This is a genomic window from Mesorhizobium sp. WSM4819 (assembly GCF_055811215.1).
In genome coordinates, this window is sequence record NZ_JBVVQO010000007.1 from 61,262 (window position 1) to 77,905 (window position 16,644).

A 16,644-nucleotide genomic window follows, 5' to 3' on the forward strand; every position below is an offset into this window, starting at 1 on the left:
TCGTCAGATGCCGCCGCCGCTATCGTATTGGTTTTCGGCAATGTCGCGCTCGTTCAGCCAGAGTTCCAGGGCCTCTACCATCTCCTCGGCCGACTTGCCGAGTGTCTTGAGATGGATTTCGGGATTTTCCGGGGCTTCATACGGCGAATCGACGCCGGTGAAATTCTTGATTTCGCCATTCAACGCCCGCGCATAGAGGCCCTTCGGATCGCGTCTGGCGCATTCCTCAAAGGGTGTGTCGACAAACACCTCTACGAATTCACCGCTGGCCATCAATTCCCTGGCCATGCGCCTTTCGGCGCTGAATGGCGAAATGAAGGAAACAATGACGATCAGCCCGGCATCGGCCATCAGGCGCGCCACTTCGGCCACGCGGCGAATGTTTTCGACGCGGTCGGCGTCGGTGAAGCCAAGATCACGATTGAGCCCGTGGCGGACATTGTCGCCATCCAGGATGTAGGTGTGGCGGCCGGTGGCGAACAGCTTCTTCTCGAAAAGGTTGGCGATGGTCGACTTGCCCGAGCCAGAGAGCCCGGTGAACCAGAACACTGCGGGCCGCTGGTTCTTCAGATCGGCGCGGCCGTGCTTGCCGACATCGAGCGATTGCCAGTGGATGTTCTCGGCGCGGCGCAGCGAATGCAGGATCATGCCGGCGCCGACCGTGGCGTTGGTGATGCGGTCGATCAGGATGAAGGCGCCGGTCGTGCGGTTCTCGGCGAAAATATCGAAGGCAATCGGTGCCCGCGTCGAGATGTTGCAAATGCCGACCTCGTTCATTTCGAGCGACTTGGCCGCCTCATGGGCAAAATCGTTGACGTTGACGCGGTATTTCAGGTCGGTGACGGTGGCGCTGGTCTGATCGGTCTCGGTCCGCAGGATATAGGAGCGGCCCGGCAGCAGCGCGTGCTCGTCGAACCAGACGATGTTGGCGGCGAACTGGTCGGCGACCTGCGGCCGCGCCGCCGGCGACACCAGCATGTTACCGCGCGAGACCTCGACCTCGTCGTCAAGGACGAGGGTGATGGCCTGGCCCGCCACCGCCTGGCTCAGATCGCCGCCATGCGAGACGATCCGCCTGACATGAGCGGACTTGCCGGATTTGGCGACAACGACCTCGTCGCCTGGTGAGACGGAGCCGGACGCAATCGTGCCGGCAAAACCGCGAAAATCGAGATTGGGGCGATTCACATACTGCACCGGAAAACGGAACGGCAGTTCGACAACGGCTTCATTGACCGACACGGTTTCCAGATGTTCGATCAGCGTCGGCCCGGAATACCATTCTGTTCTATCGGAACGGCCCGTAACGTTGTCGCCATAGCGGGCCGACATCGGAATGGACACGATCGACTGGAAACCGAGTTCACGTGAGAACTGCGCGTAGTCTGCGATGATCCGTTCGAACACCGCCTTGTCGAAGCCGACGAGATCGATCTTGTTGACGGCGAGCACGATGTGCCGGATGCCCAGGAGCGAGGCAATGATCGAGTGGCGCCTTGTCTGGCGCAGCACGCCTTGCCGGGCGTCGATCAGAACGATGGCCAGATCGGCGGTCGACGCGCCCGTCGCCATGTTGCGCGTGTATTGTTCGTGGCCAGGCGTATCGGCAACGATGAATTTGCGTTTTGGCGTGGCGAAAAAGCGATAGGCGACATCGATGGTGATGCCCTGCTCGCGCTCGGCCTCGAGGCCATCGACCAGCAGCGCGAAATCGACGTCGTCGCCCGTCGTCCCGTGCTTGCGGGAATCACGCTCGAGCGCAGCAAGCTGGTCCTCGAAAATCTGCTTGGTGTCCGAAAGCAGGCGCCCGATCAGCGTCGACTTGCCGTCGTCCACCGAACCGCAGGTCAGGAAGCGCAGCAGCGATTTTTGTTCCTGCACCGCCAGATAATCGCGAATGCCGTCGGTGGGGGCGAGGCTCTCGGCCGTGCTGTGGCGCATGCTCAGAAATACCCCTCGCGCTTCTTCTTTTCCATCGAGCCGGCTTCATCACGGTCGATCAGGCGGCCCTGCCGTTCGGAGGTGCGCGCCGTGAGCATTTCGCCGACAATGGCCTCCAGCGTGTCGGCGGCCGATTCGATCGCGCCGGTCAGCGGATAGCAGCCGAGGGTGCGGAACCGTACCAGCCGGTTCTCCACCGTCTCGCCGGGACGCAACTGCATGCGGTCGTCGTCCCTCAGAATGAGCATGCCGTCACGTTCGACGACCGGCCGCTCCTTGGCGAAATAGAGCGGCACGATCGGGATGTCTTCCTGGAGAATGTACTGCCAGATATCGAGTTCTGTCCAGTTCGACAACGGAAAGACCCGGATCGATTCACCGGTCGCGATGCGGGTGTTGAATATCTTCCACATCTCCGGCCGCTGGTTCTTCGGATCCCAGACGTGCTGGGCGTTGCGGAAGGAGAAGATCCGCTCCTTGGCGCGCGATTTCTCCTCGTCGCGCCGCGCCCCGCCGAAGGCTGCATCGAAGCCGTATTTGTCGAGCGCCTGGCGCAGCGCTACGGTCTTCATCACATGCGTATGGGTGTTGGAGCCATGGTCGAAGGGATTGATATTATCGCGCACGCCATCGCCGTTGACATGGACCAGGAGATCGAAGCCGAGTTTTTGCGCCATCTGATCGCGAAAGGCGATCATCTCGCGGAATTTCCAGGTCGTGTCGACGTGGAGAAAGGGAAAGGGCGGCTTGGCCGGATAAAACGCCTTCATCGCAAGATGCATCAGCACGGAGGAATCCTTGCCGACCGAATAGAGCATGACCGGCTTGGCGAAGGTCGCCGCCACCTCGCGAAAGATATGGATGGATTCGGCTTCAAGCCGCTGCAGGTGCGTTTGCGCGATGTTCATGGACTTCAAGCGTTCTCTCGTGCCACCCGGATCTTGCATCGATGCATCAGGCGCATTTTTTCAGCGGCCCGGTTCAAGCTTCACTTCTGGGCGATGTTCTTTTGGTGCAGGCGTTCTAGCAGATCGCCATTATCTATAACAATGCAAGACACGCCTGCGCTGGAGTGGTTCGAGAATGAATTTTCCACGCAGGGACCAGAACTCGGAAATTCCTGCCCTGATCGCAAAGCCGTCGCCAGGAGGCGCTAGGACGGCGTTCCGATGGGAACAAGTAATCTGTTACCGTTGTGGTCGATCTCGATCAATTCACTCTTCCGGGCCGAACGGGCTGCAAATCCTTTGTGGAAGATAATGGCGTTCATAAAGGCAAACGTCATTGCAAGCGCCTCGGTCCGCAAGGGATAATCGACGAGTGAATGAATGAGAAGAAACGACACGGAGAGAAACGCCGCCTTTTGAAGGGGGTCGCGGCGAACTCCAGTAAGCGCCATAAAAAGCATCACGAAATAAAGCGCCATCAATAGAACAGCAAGAACTCCGCCTTCGAAAGCTATTTCAAGATATTCGTTGTGAGCATGATTTACATATTGCTTAAAAATCATCTCTTCCTTTTCATAGATCTGGTAGGCCTTTTGAAAATTTCCAAACCCAACGCCGGTGGCCCAATTTTCTTTGATTCCCTCAATGGTGGTGCGAGCAAACTCTCCTCGCCCGAAATCTCGGTCAATCACTTCGGCCTCGATCTTCGACCATGCGCCTATCGTAAACACTGAAAGTGCTATGAAAACGGCAACGATGCCAATCCCACTCACCCGGGAACGCGTTGAAAGAGAGATTATGGAGAGCACGGTGATCGCCAACCCGATCAGAACGCCAGCACGCGAACCAGCGGCCAATAGGAGCAGCAAAAGCGTGGCCAGCCCGAGCGATCCCGACAACAGATGCCCGCGAAACAATCCATAATAAACGACGAAGGGAATGGATACAAAAAGTAGCGCCGCGAAATGATTCTCATTGGCAAAGAGCCCGGCATTTATCGTAAAAGGCAACAATCCTTCTATGGCGACGTCGTCCGAAAGCGAATACTGAATCGCGCCTGCCAAGCCGTTGCAGATAACACCCACAAAAAAGAACGGCAGAAGGGCCTGAACCTGCTCGGCACGCAGACGCAAAACGCTTAGAAAAAACGCTGCCAACGCCACCAGATACAACAGACATTCGATCGTCCGTCCAACGCCGACACTGACAAAACGAAATCGGGGTTCTCCAACCAGCCCGGAATCTGCGAGCAACAGCTCCGGACGCAATCCGTTGAATATCACCGCAGGCAGCGGAACGATTTGCAATACCACCAGCGCCACAGCGAAGATAAGCAGCCAGAGAACAGAATGGGGGATTCTTTGGCCGGAGGCCTGTGAAAAGACCAAAGCTGCCGAGACAATTGCCGCGACCTCGATCAGCGTGTCCGTGTAAAGCCCGCTCGCAGTGCCACCGCCGATCAGCAGCGACATAAACAGAATCGATCCGAGGAGATATTTATCCCATTCCGATGGCCGGTCGCTCAAGATGAAAGTCTCTCGATGGACAGTTTGTGCATTACCAACGTGCCGACGTAGCGAAAGCGCCAGCTCTCGGCAATGGCGGCAGTTTCCAGCCTCAATAATTGCATGGGGCACCCGGCCGATCCCACCGAAAACTCCTGACCGAGAGCCTGGCGATTGTATGTACCCTCCGGAACACTGAACCGCGTTGTTTCGCGGTCTGCACCCACGCACCAGATCGACCAGAACAATTCCTTTGGAAGCTTCAGGTTTCTTGCAGAAGCAAGCAAGGAAATCTTGTACGAACCAGGAGGCAATTCAATATACTGCGAAAGCACTGCATGCTTGACCGGCGTATTCAAGAACCGCACCGTCGCCCCACCCTCGCCTTCGACGGAATCGTTCGATGTTGAAAACGCAATTTCCAGGCCCGACTGATCGTGGACTTGCCAATCAAAAGGCTTGCCGCTCCGCACCGGTTCAAAGGTACTGTTGAAAATATACCCGCCCAATTTCCGTTCCTGATCTGACAGACTGAAAAGGAACAACCGATACGCCCGTTCATATTCCTTTTGACCAATGTACCCTTTGATCACAGCAGACACTTCGTTCGCGTTTGGTGGCGCACTCGACCCAGTCAAATCGAGCAGCAGCCGATTTGCCAAATCGAGCCCGGCGGGGGTTCTGCCCAGCGCGACCAGCAGATCGGCTCTCCAGGGCGCCGCGGCCTTTATGGCTGCCAGCACGGCCTGATATCCATCGGGGTTCGAGAGGATTGTCGGCAGCCCCTCGGCGATCGCCGGAAATTGATTTGGCCATCGCCGCAGCAAGATATCGATCTCGCCGACGGCCCCAGACAGATCGCCTGTTTCGATCGAGCGACCTATTGACCTCTGGAGCGCATGGATTTCTGTCTTGGACAGTTTTCGGGCTTGGTCGAAAAATTCATGGGCCCGGTCTTTTTCACCCGTTCGATACTTGATCTCGCCGATCAGGCTATAGAGACGCGCGTCCGCAAGATCAAAGCGAAGCGCCGTTTCGGCCTTGGCAAGCAACACTTCGAAATCGGGGGCGTTGCTTGCGTCGTTCAGGTCATTGGTGATTTCGCCTATCAAGGCATTGACGTTCAACGGATCCAGCGCGAGGGAAACGGTTGGCGTTTCGGTTTCAAGAAACCGACTTAGCCCGATCGACGAAGCCGCCAACGCTAGAACGGATGCGACGAACCAAACGCCTGAACGCCGGAGATTTCGCATAAGCGGGCTGGTCTGCTCCATCATCGACTTTGCCCTCAATTTTCGGGGTACTCGTGCCGTAGTCGTAATACTGATAGTTCATGTATTTGTAGGCGTAGTTGTAGTCGAACTTGTTCACTGCAAACTTCGACATCGCGGCTCCGACCACGTTCGCGCCGGCTGCTCGCAGGCGCTTCAACGCTGTCTTCGCCGACTTGCGTGTGACCTGATTGGTGGAAATGACCATCAATGTGCCCTCGGCAAGACGGCTGAGGATGGGCGCATCTGAAAGGCCAACGATCGGTGGGGCATCGATTACGACAAGATCGAAGCGCTTGCCGAGATTGGTGACAATCAGCGCCATCTTTGGCGAAGAGAGCAGATCCGCAGGGTTCGGCGGGATCGTTCCGGAAGTCAGGACGGTCACATTAGGATATTTCGTCGCCCTGAAAATGCTGGCCAGATCCTCCTTGCGAACGGTGTTCGTCAAGAGATTGCTCAGTCCGATTGTGTTGTCGAGACCAAAGAGCCGGTGAAGATTGGGCTTTCGAAGATCGCCGTCGACGATCAGAACCCTGGCGCCGAGCGCTGCAAAATCCTGCCCGAGCTTGAACGAGGTGGTCGACTTGCCTTCCGAGGGTTCCGAACTCGTGACCAACAGCGATCGCGGCGCACCTTCGGCGCCGGAGAACTGCAATGACGTTCGAAGCGAACGGTAGGCTTCGGACAGTCCTGATTTCTGATCGGCGATGCTGGCAATCAATTCCCGGTCATCGACAAGCGGCAGGATGCCGAGCATCGCCAATCCCAATTCCTTTTCGATCTGCTCGGGATTGGTGAAGGTGTTGTTCAACAGCTCGATCACGTAAATAATTGACGCGCTCAGAGCCATGAAGAGGCCAAGCGCGATCGCAAGATTGATGCTCAGTCGCGGAGAATAAGGGCTACCAGGCTGCGTCGCGAAATCAACGATTGCGGCGTTTTGAGACTTGAGCTCGGAGCCGACGCCGACTTCGTTCAGCTTGGCAATCAAATTGTCATATTGCGAGCGGTTCGAATCAACTTCCCGTTTCAAGATGGTGTATTTAATGTTCTTATCGTTGAAGATGACTTGCTGCATCTCCATCTCGGCAAGTTTTGACTTAAGGTCGGCTTCCTTGTTCTGAGCCTCCTGGTATTTCTGCCGCAGTGAATCGGTAATATTCAAAACGCCGTTGTCATAAAGCCGCTGCAGTTCCTTGATCTGCGCCTGAAGCTGCTGCATCTCTGGAAAACCGGGCTTCAATATGCCCAGCTTCTGCTGATACTGGCTGGTCAAATCCGACAGCTTCTCGGTGATTTTCTGCAGACCCTCGCTTTCCAGGACTGGACCGAGGCTCGACCCCCGACCTTTGTCTATCTGGTCTACCATGCGCCCGGCATCGAGACGTTCCTGGATTGCTGTCGCGAGAGCGGTGTTGAGAGTCTCGATGTTCGACCCTATCAGCGATTTTTCTTCGCCCGTTATCGTGATGCCGGCATCCTTTGCATAGGCGACGAGTTCCTCTTCGGATTTCTGAAGCTTTTGCTTTACCTGCAAAACCTGTTCCTGGATGAATTGCCGTGCCAGGTCTGACGTTTCGCTGGTCTGATCGAGGCGTTGATCGATAAAACTTTGCGCGACCTGGTTGGCTATATCACTTGCATATTTCGGTTTCTGGTCGGCAAATGTGATCGACAAGAGGCTCGTGTTGGTGACCAAACTTACAGTGAGGTCATTTAAAACACGACTGATCGCAATCTTCTCACGCTCCTCCGGGGTTTTCTCTTCTATGGAAGGCGATTTGGAAATTCCGAACGCACGATAGAAGATATTGCTGGGCGAGAAGCTCGGCGTCGGAAACAGGAAATCCGGCTTTTCGCTGAGCCCCAGTTGGAACACCACCCGTTGCGCCAAAGCCCGGCTTTTCAGCTTTTCACGGGCGGTTTGAAAGGCGCGCAGGTCGCTGTTTTCAGAAACCACCTCGATGTCCTGGAAGACCTTGGCGGAAGGAACCAGCACTTCCAATTGAGCAGTTGCCCGATATTTTGGCGTTTGCATCATGGTGACGACGACGCCGGCGACAAGCCCGGCAGCCGCCATCATGACGATCAGCCAGCGATACTGAACAGCGTAAAACAAAAGCTTGAGTGGATTGAAGCCCTCGTCCTGCTCGGAGGAATCGCGACCGTAAGGGCTATAGTTTTGCGCACCGTCATAATACAGGTCGGCAGACAAGGCTTGGCCATGTCCTGGGCCTGCAATTTGATGCTGTCTATTGCGATCGAGCATGGTGCGTAGCAATCCTAGGGTTGTCTGCGTCCTGAATTCTGACGGGCAATGATTATATGCCCGGGACCACCGCAATTCGGGCTGCACTCGAGGCGACGCCAAGGGCGTCCTTGAGGTTGTTCATGGCAATTTTCGATTTCGAGGCGAAGACGACAATCTTGTCGCCGCCATAGATGCGTGGGTTGCGGCTCTTGCCGGCGCGAATTGCCTCCACATTGTAATTTGCAACCAGAGTATTTTGTCCGATATTGCGATAGACAAAGACTTTTTTCGCATCGCCAACGGAACTGAACCCTCCAGCAAGGGCGATCGCATCGATAAGAGAAGAATTGCTCGATACCGGAAAAATACCGGCCCTGGTGACTTCGCCGTCGACAGTAATACGCTGTCCGATCGATTCCTTGACATAGACCGACACGTCGGGCGACTGCAGATAGTTGGCGCCGTAGGCGGTTTCGATTTCCTGCTCCAACTGACGGACGGTCTTTCCTGCCGCGGTGACGGTTCCGATAAGTGGAAGCGAAATTTGCCCGCCGGCGTCGATTTGAACGGTTCTGTTCAGATTGTCGACCTGGAACACATTCACCTCGATCACATCGTTAGGCGACAGGGGCTGCTCGTTGCCGTTCTGGCTGTTTTGTGGCCCAGGCAGTTCCTTTACGACCTGCAGGGCGCCGCCGCCGGAGAGCGGCGCCGACGATGACGTCAGTTGCAGCGCATCAACCGCTGTCGGCGAAGACGATGATGTCGTCGACGAGGTGCTTGTGCAGGCAGACATCGAGAGCGAAGCGAGCAACGCACATATCGCGCCCGCATAATTTTTTGCGAAATGAAACCCGCCCATTTACGCTGCCCCACCCTTCAACATGCGCCCCAATCCTGCAAAGCGACCGACGGTGCCGGGGCTTGGCTTCTTCGAGCGCGCCTTTCCGACCGGCTCGAGGGGCCGGTTCGCCAATATTTCGCCTGGACGTTTCAACACCATATTGCGGGCCTCATCTTCCCCACATCGCTTCGCGGCAACGGCAACCGCCTGCGAAAGCCCAGGGCGCCGGCGGGTGGCGCCATGGGTGTCCGAAGCGATAATATCTACTCTACCCTCGTCAATAAGCTTTTCCGAATAGTAAAGCGCCGTGCGTCCGAAAGCACCGACAATCGAGTCTGCGGTAAGTTGAATTAGGCAACCCACTGCATTCAATTTCTCAACAACGTCGTAGTTTGACTTGATCCAAGTCAGTCGCTCAGGATGGGTAAGAATAGGAATGAACCCGGCGTTTATGAGGCGCAGAGCCAGATCTTCCAGCCTTGGCGGCAGGACGTGGTGCGGCGGTTCGAATAGAAAATAACGCGACCTGTTCAAGGTCGGCACGCTACCTAGCGCCAACTGCGCCGGAAGATCCGGCGCTATATGCACGTCGGCGCCGACGTAAAGAGCAAGCGGTATCGCCGCACGGCGCAGCGCCTGCTCCAACTCTTGAACCGCTGGGGCAATATTTGCCGATCCGTTTTCATACATGCCTGGCACGATATGCGGTGTACACGCCATATGGGTCGTTCCGTCGGCCACTGCCAGCCGCGCCATTTCCAGCGATTCAGCAAGGCTGCGCGAGCCGTCGTCGAGACCGGGCAGGATATGGGAATGCAGGTCGATCATTGACTTTTGTGACGGCACTGAAGCAACGTGACGACTTCTCCCGAATAAAAGGTAAAGGCGCCACCCGCACGATAGCGAATGACGCATTCGTCAAGTCCATGCAATGCGGTAAATGCCAAATTCAAGCTATTCGCTGACAGCGAGCAGTATGGTGCATGAATTCCATAAACACCTCCGGCTCCAGCCAGTGCGCGAAGGCACTGCGGCACCAGCAATACAGCAGAGGCGGTCACACGCCCCTGCTATATGGTCTACTGGGCGACTTAACGGCTGACAGCGCCGCCGTCGTCATCATCCTGCGTTGCAGCAAGAATACCGGCCGCACCAACCATGCCCCCAAAAATAAAGAGCGGGGTGTTGGACCGGTTGCCGCCTGGGGGAATCTGACCCGTTTGCTCATTGCTAACGGCGCCAGCCGTCTGCTCGGAACCCACAACCCTCAGGCAGATATTGTTCTCGACACGGGAAATGTCGAGGCTTGAATTCGCAGGCACATCCAGGTTGCAGCCACCGACATTAACAGAGGCCGCCCCGTTGGCGCCGACCACTATGCGGCTGCCGAAATCCAGCGCATTTCCCGCTTTGGCCGGGCCATAGCCCGCGGCTTGCGAAACCATTACGTCGCCATTGGCGCGCCCGATGGAACCAATCGAATTCGCCGCTCCCTGATAGGGTGTCGTACAGGTGCAAGGCGCATCCTGAGCGAAAGACGGAACCGGGCCGAAACCGATCGAGGCGACAATTCCGGCCAACGCAACTTTTACAGTGAGGTTCATTCGTTTCGATCCTTTTTGTCCCGCCGCACCTCGGCCCCACCCGGGCACCAAGGTAATGAACAAGCGCGTAACAGCTTTTAACGGTGATTCCAACATGCTTCGCAATTGCGAGATGATTTTTTGGTTTCTCATGTGTTTCATTGGACACACTCGCTTGCGTATTATTTCGTGGGCGTCTGAGGGCCATCGCGCCGATGCTTTGGCACAGGGATTTGGTCGACTCTGTTTAACGTGGGGCGTTATCGCACATTCTGTCTTTCGTTTTATGACAGGCAGTTGGCGAAGCCGTGAACTACGAACCCTTATTGGCAAGATTTGTAGGTCGAACCTGCCTGCACGGGCTGCCCGCACAAGATCCCATTCTCGGCAAGTTTGGCGGCCAAATCCGTGCCATCGGACGTGAGGCATTGCACAACGATGGCACCACCAAACTTTGAGGCGACATTGCCGTCGCAAGGCGTCCCCTTGCCGACCTGGCTTGCAGGTCAGGGCGAGCCCTTGATCGTCCCGGCGAGCCGCCTCCGTTACGATGGCACGCAGGTATTGAGGCTTGGTAAACGCCACGCCACAAAGCAAAACCTTGCCTCCCCCCCGAAGCGGAGATATTCGATCAGAAAGCTTTCCATCAAATGGCTCGAGAGCCGCGGCTGGCTTTGGCGCCAGCGCATTGAGTCTACTTCTCTGTGCGATAATGAAGCCAAGAAAGCGGCAGCAAACGCCACCGCCATCAGCGAATCAATTCCGTTTTCTTGAATAACAAATACTTCATCAGCTGGATGCGGATGCTCTATTAATCAACTTATGCTCTGTCCGGCCAAATATCAGGCGATGCGACAGCGGCGTGAATGCAAGGATCCCGAATTGGACTAGCTGCCGTCCCTATTAGGCAATTTCACGGCCCGTACCGTACGGGGTGTCTTCTGGCGTACCAACGAACTCGATTCCCGCTAACTCAAGTGTCTCGGGGCGGCATGAGGATTGTTCCGTGGGGGCAGCTAGGTTAGAGAGATATTCGTCAACCATACTGGAGCAAGTACCAAATGCCGTCATTCATGCAGCGAGTTGCAGGCAAAGCCGCGCGGCAAACCGGGCTGGCAAAGTACGTGAACTGGACCGCGTCGGTAGGATTGGGAGGGAAGAGCTTTCGTGTTCCTGTGGTAGATGGATACAGAGTTCCAATAAATAACGATTGGCTGCATAGAGCTATTTTCAAGCTCTTCACTCTCAAGTCAGGAGGAATAGTTGACGTTGGAGCAAATATAGGTCAAACTTTACTGAAAGCAGTTTCTGCAGACGAAAGTCGGGAATACGTCGGTTTCGAGCCGAACCCGTCATGCGTTACATATATTGATAAGGTTATACTGATAAATAGTCTTCATAATTGCAGAATCATTCCGGCAGGGCTATCGAACAAGTCGAGCATAGCCACGCTTAGATTGTTCTCGGGCAATCAAATAGATGCTGCCGCCAGCATTATCCCGGATTTTAGGGACGAGGAGCGCGTGCGCACTAAGAAGAGCGTCGCAATTTTAGGCTTTGCGGATTTGCCGGATAACTTGATTCCCACCCCCACGGCAGTGGTCAAGATTGATGTGGAAGGCGCAGAACTGGAGGTTATGAAAGGTATTCAACCACTTCTCACAAGAGACCGCCCTTTTGTAATTATTGAAATACTTCCTTGCTACTCCGAAGAATATTTAGACCGCATACATCGTCAAACTGAGATAGAGAAGATCGTGTTAGAGAATAAGTATTTCATATTTCGTGTAATAAAGAACAATTCCGGTGGAGAAATTCTGCGTCGCATAGATAAAATAGGCGTTCACAGTGACGTAGACCATAGCGATTATATTCTTGCCCCGCAGGAGCTAGCTAAAAATCTGATCTAATGGGATTACGCTGGAATTGACCGCGCAGTTTTTTGAGCCATTAAACCTCCCCAGCCACCACGAGCACGCGATTCGCTATGGCCTTCGGTTGTCGAGGCAGCATTTCGACTAAGACGGGTGGTTGCCCAGCGCTGGTGGCAATCGTGTCCTGGAGAAATTAGAAATGCGCCAGCCACGTTTTCAAATGAAACTGGCCGCTAGAGTCCCGATTCTGAAGTTCGAGCGATTTTGGGCTGCGCTCGATCGAAGCGAGAATGTCGTAGCGGACTTGTCCATCTGAATGGCTTCGGGTCGGCGTTGACAGCATCGATGTAGATCTCGATGGCAGCTTCGAGTTCTCTGGCTGAGCGTGAACGTGCCGTGGCGCTTGTAATCATGGCTGCACAGCTCGATAGGCACTGTCGAGCGGCGTCCACTGCCTGTGACCACCTTGCCAAATTCTGTTGGACGAGTATCAATCCCCGGACCTTGTTATGCTTTGTTCCAGAAGCATTTGCCGCGCCCCCGGATCACTCGAGCTTCGTTACAATGGCGGGGAATATTCATTCGGGCTGAATGTGGTCAGAGCCGCGGCTTTCTGCTCTTCTCCTATTTCGAACCGCCGTTGCTCACGGTGTTAAGTGGACGGGCGGGTAAGCGTTGTTGATCCCTTTCTGTCGGGGACTAAAGACCCCGAACCTCTCGGCAGCGTGGCAGATTGTGGGCCGTGGCCATAGCGGCATATGAAGCGAAAACGAAGCCGTGGACTTTAATCCACAATATGCACCCCTTCGAGAACGACGCTCCAGACTGCCGCCTCCCTTCTCGATGCATAAGCCAAGGCTGACGAAGTCCGCACCTCAAGGATAGATACCCGATCAGAGCGAAGGCCCTTCAGCGTGTCGTCTGTGGTCGCTCCGTATACGCCTAATGCGTCCATCACGCGCTGGCCGCGGGCCCTCAGGTCGACGGACGCAAGGACGGTTTCATCGGGTAGGCGAACCTCGAGCAGGGCCGTAGTCGTTGCGCCTGTGTAGGGGCGCGTCACGGCAATCGTGACCCGGGTCGCCTCAACGAGATAACCTGCCCTCATCCTAATTGCGGTCGTGGAAATCTCAGGCATGAGATCGCTGCTCAAAACCCACCTTCCCTCGGTAGCGTACTTGTCACGCCGCTTAGAAAACAGTGGCATCACGTTCGACGTGGATGTGGCAGCAGGCACCCATCGTACGTCGTCACGGCCCACCAGTTCATTGCCCCACGCCTCGACTTCAGGAAACATCGGGCAATAGAGCGTGTCGCCATCCGTGTAGGAGCCGCGAAGCATCACCCCGTCGAAGAATGTGCGATCGGAGTCTTCCCTGGCCGGAGCGGCGCAACGGAACACGGCTTCGCCATCGGCGTTGTAGAGGATGGAGTTCGGGCGCATCACGCGGACCAGATTGCTACTGATGAACAGCGCTGTCTCCATGTCCAGTCGTGTCGAACTCACTTGGTCGAAAGCCGCCCCCTTCGGATCGGAGTACCGGTACGTCAGGAGCGAACTATGCGATTTGATGCGGTTGTTGGTCACTATGGTCCTCGGCGTCCCGAATGTCCCGCCCAGGATCCGGTTGTTCGCTTTCGTGTACCCGGCAATTACTGAATCGCGCATTTCAACCGTCTCCAGCGCGTCAATAGAGTTCATCTCGCGAATGCTACTGTTGCCCGATAATACGACCCGGCGGCAGCCGGTGCCCTGAGAGAATGCCCCGTAATTGACGCCCTTGAACTCAGCAATATCGATAAACTTGTCCACCTCGGTCTCGCCGGCGAAATTGCTAGCGTTATCGATGAAATGCTGGCCTTGCATGACGTACAGCCCGCCCTCCCCTCTGCAGTCGTTGAGGACAGCTTTCTTGTAGTTGCCTATCCATGGCCGCCCGTTGCGGTTGATCGTACCGCCGTCACGCTCCGACCAGCCGGGATCCGCCATGAAACGGAGGCCGTTGAACTCCATGGAGGCGGTTTCTTCGAATTTGCTTGTTCCTCGACTACACGAAAGAATGCGCGGCGGCCCGAGATAGGTGCCGCTCGAAACGACCACAGGGAAATCGGAGTAGTAGCTGAATCGAAGCGGCTCTGCGATGGTCAGATCCAGGTTATCGATCCGAGTGATAGTCACATACTCGAAGAAGAGCGTGGTAATGGGGAACCCAGCAACCTGCATCGCATAGCCGTAGATCAGGGCCCTTTTGCCGACAACGAAATCCGCATTGCTCCCGCCCGACGACAGCCTGACCTTCGTGCCGCCCGCCGGGACCGTCTGGATGAGCGGTCCGTATTCTAACTGCGGCGAGACCGTCCCCCATAAGTTCTGTCCAGCGTTGTAAAAAATCGAAGGGAAGACAAGGCATTGGAAATTCGCGGCGTTACCAGAAACCCCCATCACGGTTGCCCTGATGTTCTGGAACGCCGCCCCAAGCCCGTCAATGATCAGACTGTCGGGGATGCCGGCCAGGAAAAACGGGTTGGTGTAGGAGTATTTCTTTCCCGGCGTCAGCCGCAGATGAAGGCTGCCTCTGCCCCTTCCCCAGTTGGCCATCGCCATCGCCGCAGTTGTCTCATCGACTGCAGTCGCCGCTATTGTGGTGCCCATGAAACCGAACATTTCTGGCCTAACAACGTCTTCCGAAATCTCCCACCATGAGCCGTCAGCGGACTGGAACTTGCCTCCGTAGATTGGCTCAGAACCAGCCTTCCTGTAGAGTGCTGCTCCGCCATCGCCTGCCGAAGCATAGCCGTTGACACGAAGAACGTCGACGCCACGTGGAACTGAAGTCGCTACCATACCCGTGGCTGTATCGTAGATCGGGGGATGCAAACCTGACGACGCGGTGGCATCGAAATGCTCCGAAGCACGGTGCCGGTCTGCCTTCACAGACCTCACCGTCGAAAGCGCGGTCATGCCGGCGAGAACAGCGCGTCTGGTAATGAAAGGCATTTGATCCCGATGGCCTGTTTTCTGATTGCCGATCGTGCGAGCGGTTTCTCGAGGTTGGCCCATTGGGCTCTGAATCCTCGGGTCTGGCTTAGAGTCCTTGACGCGGCTGAAATGTCCTACGACCGCCTAGCTGTGGGCTGAGTTGCCGCGACGGTTGTTCAGCGCTCTCCAAGATGATTCGCCTGATATCGAGCGCTTAGCCTGTCGTTCTCAGGAACCGCCACTCGGATAACCCGCTCCGTCGCTGATTAAATTGCGGGTCCCGACCGGTTTCGCAGGATTTCCTGCAACGACCTCCCACGGCATGACGTTCTTAGTCACCACAGCGCGAGCCGCGACTACCGCTCCCTCTTCCACCGTGACACCTGGGCCGACAAACGCCTCGGCGGCAACCCATGCACCTCTGCCGATTCGAATCGGCGCCGTGACCAGCGGAAAGGACGGCTGGTTATAATCGTGACTGGCCGAACATAGATAGGCACGCTGACTGACGATTGCCCCTTCGTCGATATGGATGGGTGCGACGCAGTAGCAGTCCACGCCGTCACCCATAACGCTTCGATCACCCATAGTGAGATTCCAAGGGGCCCACACCACTGCCTGGCGATACGGCCTTGCGCCATTGCCGATCACTGCCCCAAAGCGGCGGAGCAGAAAGCGACGCCAGCCATGGAAAGTCCTCGGCGACGGCTTGAATAGCAGAACGTAGATGATGCCCCAAAGGACTCGACCGGTCTTGTTGGCTAAGCCGGGAGGCGGACTTTCCTCCAAAGGAAAGCGAGATGTCGGCCGACGCCCAGAATCCTTTACCGAGGTACCTAAGACCGGAGAGCTTTCGTCCTGCATCACCGCACTGGGCCTGTCGTGCGTACAAAATAGCCGGACTGAGGATCAAGTGACTTAACTGCGATTGCCGGGATGCCGGACATGAGCTGGTATTCCTTTTTGGGAGCGCCCCTGAATACCGATCCGGCTGCCAATATCGTGCCATTCGGCATGTCGGCCCCCTTAAGGATCGTCGAGCCGCTTCCGACCAAGCAATAGTCGCCGATGTTCACTGGGCTGCATGCCTGTGCGTTAGACGCGATATCAATCGAATGCGTAAGGATCTGAGAGCGAAATCCGGCAATAGTCGTGAATCGGCCAATGGATACGCAATCCGTACAATCGACGATATGGCGCGACGTCAGCGAACTCCCTTCCTTCATGACCAGAGCGGAAAAACGGCTCGGATTGCTCAGGAAGTGTGTCCGGTTGCCGCTCTCTAAGCCGAATATCCAATTGAAGGTTCCGAGTTTGGCTCCACTGGCGATCTCAAGCCTCTGCAGGTTCCGGATGATAGTGAAATGGCCGATGCTGCTACCGTCGCCCATGGCGCACTGTCTCACGGCGACCAAGGCTATTCCTATACGGGAGGAGGGATGCAA

14 protein-coding genes are annotated in these 16,644 nt (G+C 56.0%); 3 read left to right on the top strand and 11 right to left on the bottom strand.

The window, feature by feature from the left end; translation table 11 throughout:
- Positions 1-3: 3 nt before the first annotated feature.
- From cysN to AC0L18_RS08905, 8 genes are all read right to left on the bottom strand, one after another.
- Positions 4-1,941, bottom strand: a complete 1,938-nt coding sequence (cysN, locus tag AC0L18_RS08870) for a sulfate adenylyltransferase subunit CysN (RefSeq protein WP_473491670.1) — start codon at positions 1,939-1,941, stop codon at positions 4-6.
- A gap of 2 nt (positions 1,942-1,943) precedes the next feature.
- Positions 1,944-2,849 (bottom strand): sulfate adenylyltransferase subunit CysD, encoded by a 906-nt coding sequence (cysD, locus tag AC0L18_RS08875; protein WP_473491840.1) that lies wholly within the window; start codon positions 2,847-2,849, stop codon positions 1,944-1,946.
- A 245-nt stretch (positions 2,850-3,094) separates the two neighbouring features.
- Entirely contained in the window at positions 3,095-4,414 is a 1,320-nt protein-coding gene (locus AC0L18_RS08880) for an O-antigen ligase family protein (RefSeq protein ID WP_473491672.1), read from the bottom strand.
- A complete protein-coding gene (locus AC0L18_RS08885) occupies positions 4,411-5,670 on the bottom strand; it encodes a tetratricopeptide repeat protein (RefSeq protein WP_473491673.1) in 1,260 nt (419 codons plus the stop codon). Before AC0L18_RS08885 ends, AC0L18_RS08880 begins: the two co-directional genes overlap by 4 nt.
- The gene (locus AC0L18_RS08890) at positions 5,558-7,936 is read right to left on the bottom strand and encodes a GumC family protein (RefSeq protein ID WP_473491675.1); all 2,379 of its coding nucleotides are present in this window, start codon (positions 7,934-7,936) and stop codon (positions 5,558-5,560) included. Before AC0L18_RS08890 ends, AC0L18_RS08885 begins: the two co-directional genes overlap by 113 nt.
- A gap of 52 nt (positions 7,937-7,988) precedes the next feature.
- A complete protein-coding gene (locus AC0L18_RS08895) occupies positions 7,989-8,780 on the bottom strand; it encodes a polysaccharide biosynthesis/export family protein (protein ID WP_473491676.1) in 792 nt (263 codons plus the stop codon).
- A complete protein-coding gene (locus AC0L18_RS08900; protein WP_473491678.1) occupies positions 8,781-9,590 on the bottom strand; it encodes a tyrosine-protein phosphatase in 810 nt (269 codons plus the stop codon).
- Between the two features lie 263 nt (positions 9,591-9,853).
- Positions 9,854-10,507, bottom strand: coding sequence for a hypothetical protein (locus AC0L18_RS08905; RefSeq protein WP_473491680.1), 654 nt, complete (start codon positions 10,505-10,507; stop codon positions 9,854-9,856).
- 146 nt (positions 10,508-10,653) lie between these two features.
- Between AC0L18_RS08905 and AC0L18_RS08910 the strand changes: the two genes are divergently transcribed.
- From AC0L18_RS08910 to AC0L18_RS08920, 3 genes are all read left to right on the top strand, one after another.
- Entirely contained in the window at positions 10,654-10,803 is a 150-nt protein-coding gene (locus AC0L18_RS08910; RefSeq protein ID WP_473491681.1) for a hypothetical protein, read from the top strand.
- Positions 10,804-10,831: 28 nt separating this feature from the next.
- Positions 10,832-11,119: a hypothetical protein gene (locus AC0L18_RS08915; RefSeq protein ID WP_473491682.1), complete on the top strand. Its 288-nt coding sequence runs from the start codon at positions 10,832-10,834 to the stop codon at positions 11,117-11,119.
- A 287-nt stretch (positions 11,120-11,406) separates the two neighbouring features.
- Complete coding sequence (locus tag AC0L18_RS08920; protein WP_473491683.1) at positions 11,407-12,255, top strand: FkbM family methyltransferase; 849 nt, start codon at positions 11,407-11,409, stop codon at positions 12,253-12,255.
- 748 nt (positions 12,256-13,003) lie between these two features.
- Here the strand turns inward: AC0L18_RS08920 and AC0L18_RS08925 are convergent.
- The 3 genes from AC0L18_RS08925 to AC0L18_RS08935 all read right to left on the bottom strand — a co-directional run bounded on the left by AC0L18_RS08925 (position 13,004) and on the right by AC0L18_RS08935 (position 16,590).
- The gene (locus tag AC0L18_RS08925) at positions 13,004-15,280 is read right to left on the bottom strand and encodes a hypothetical protein (RefSeq protein WP_473491685.1); all 2,277 of its coding nucleotides are present in this window, start codon (positions 15,278-15,280) and stop codon (positions 13,004-13,006) included.
- A 147-nt stretch (positions 15,281-15,427) separates the two neighbouring features.
- On the bottom strand, positions 15,428-15,787 hold the full coding sequence (locus AC0L18_RS08930) for an LbetaH domain-containing protein (protein WP_473491687.1): 360 nt from the start codon (positions 15,785-15,787) through the stop codon (positions 15,428-15,430).
- 275 nt (positions 15,788-16,062) lie between these two features.
- Entirely contained in the window at positions 16,063-16,590 is a 528-nt protein-coding gene (locus tag AC0L18_RS08935; protein WP_473491688.1) for an acyltransferase, read from the bottom strand.
- Positions 16,591-16,644: the final 54 nt, after the last annotated feature.

Excerpts from the sequence above, each read along its gene's own strand:
- AC0L18_RS08885 (WP_473491673.1), bottom strand. The coding sequence starts at position 5,670 with ATGATGGAGCAGACCAGCCCGCTTATGCGAAATCTCCGGCGTTCAGGC.
- AC0L18_RS08925 (WP_473491685.1), bottom strand. The coding sequence starts at position 15,280 with ATGGGCCAACCTCGAGAAACCGCTCGCACGATCGGCAATCAGAAAACA.
- AC0L18_RS08920 (WP_473491683.1), top strand. The coding sequence starts at position 11,407 with ATGCCGTCATTCATGCAGCGAGTTGCAGGCAAAGCCGCGCGGCAAACC.
- cysD (WP_473491840.1), bottom strand. The coding sequence starts at position 2,849 with ATGAACATCGCGCAAACGCACCTGCAGCGGCTTGAAGCCGAATCCATC.
- AC0L18_RS08895 (WP_473491676.1), bottom strand. The coding sequence starts at position 8,780 with ATGGGCGGGTTTCATTTCGCAAAAAATTATGCGGGCGCGATATGTGCG.
- AC0L18_RS08890 (WP_473491675.1), bottom strand. The coding sequence starts at position 7,936 with ATGCTCGATCGCAATAGACAGCATCAAATTGCAGGCCCAGGACATGGC.
- AC0L18_RS08935 (WP_473491688.1), bottom strand. The coding sequence starts at position 16,590 with ATGGGCGACGGTAGCAGCATCGGCCATTTCACTATCATCCGGAACCTG.
- AC0L18_RS08905 (WP_473491680.1), bottom strand. The coding sequence starts at position 10,507 with ATGAAACACATGAGAAACCAAAAAATCATCTCGCAATTGCGAAGCATG.
- cysN (WP_473491670.1), bottom strand. The coding sequence starts at position 1,941 with ATGCGCCACAGCACGGCCGAGAGCCTCGCCCCCACCGACGGCATTCGC.
- AC0L18_RS08930 (WP_473491687.1), bottom strand. The coding sequence starts at position 15,787 with ATGGGTGATCGAAGCGTTATGGGTGACGGCGTGGACTGCTACTGCGTC.
- AC0L18_RS08900 (WP_473491678.1), bottom strand. The coding sequence starts at position 9,590 with ATGATCGACCTGCATTCCCATATCCTGCCCGGTCTCGACGACGGCTCG.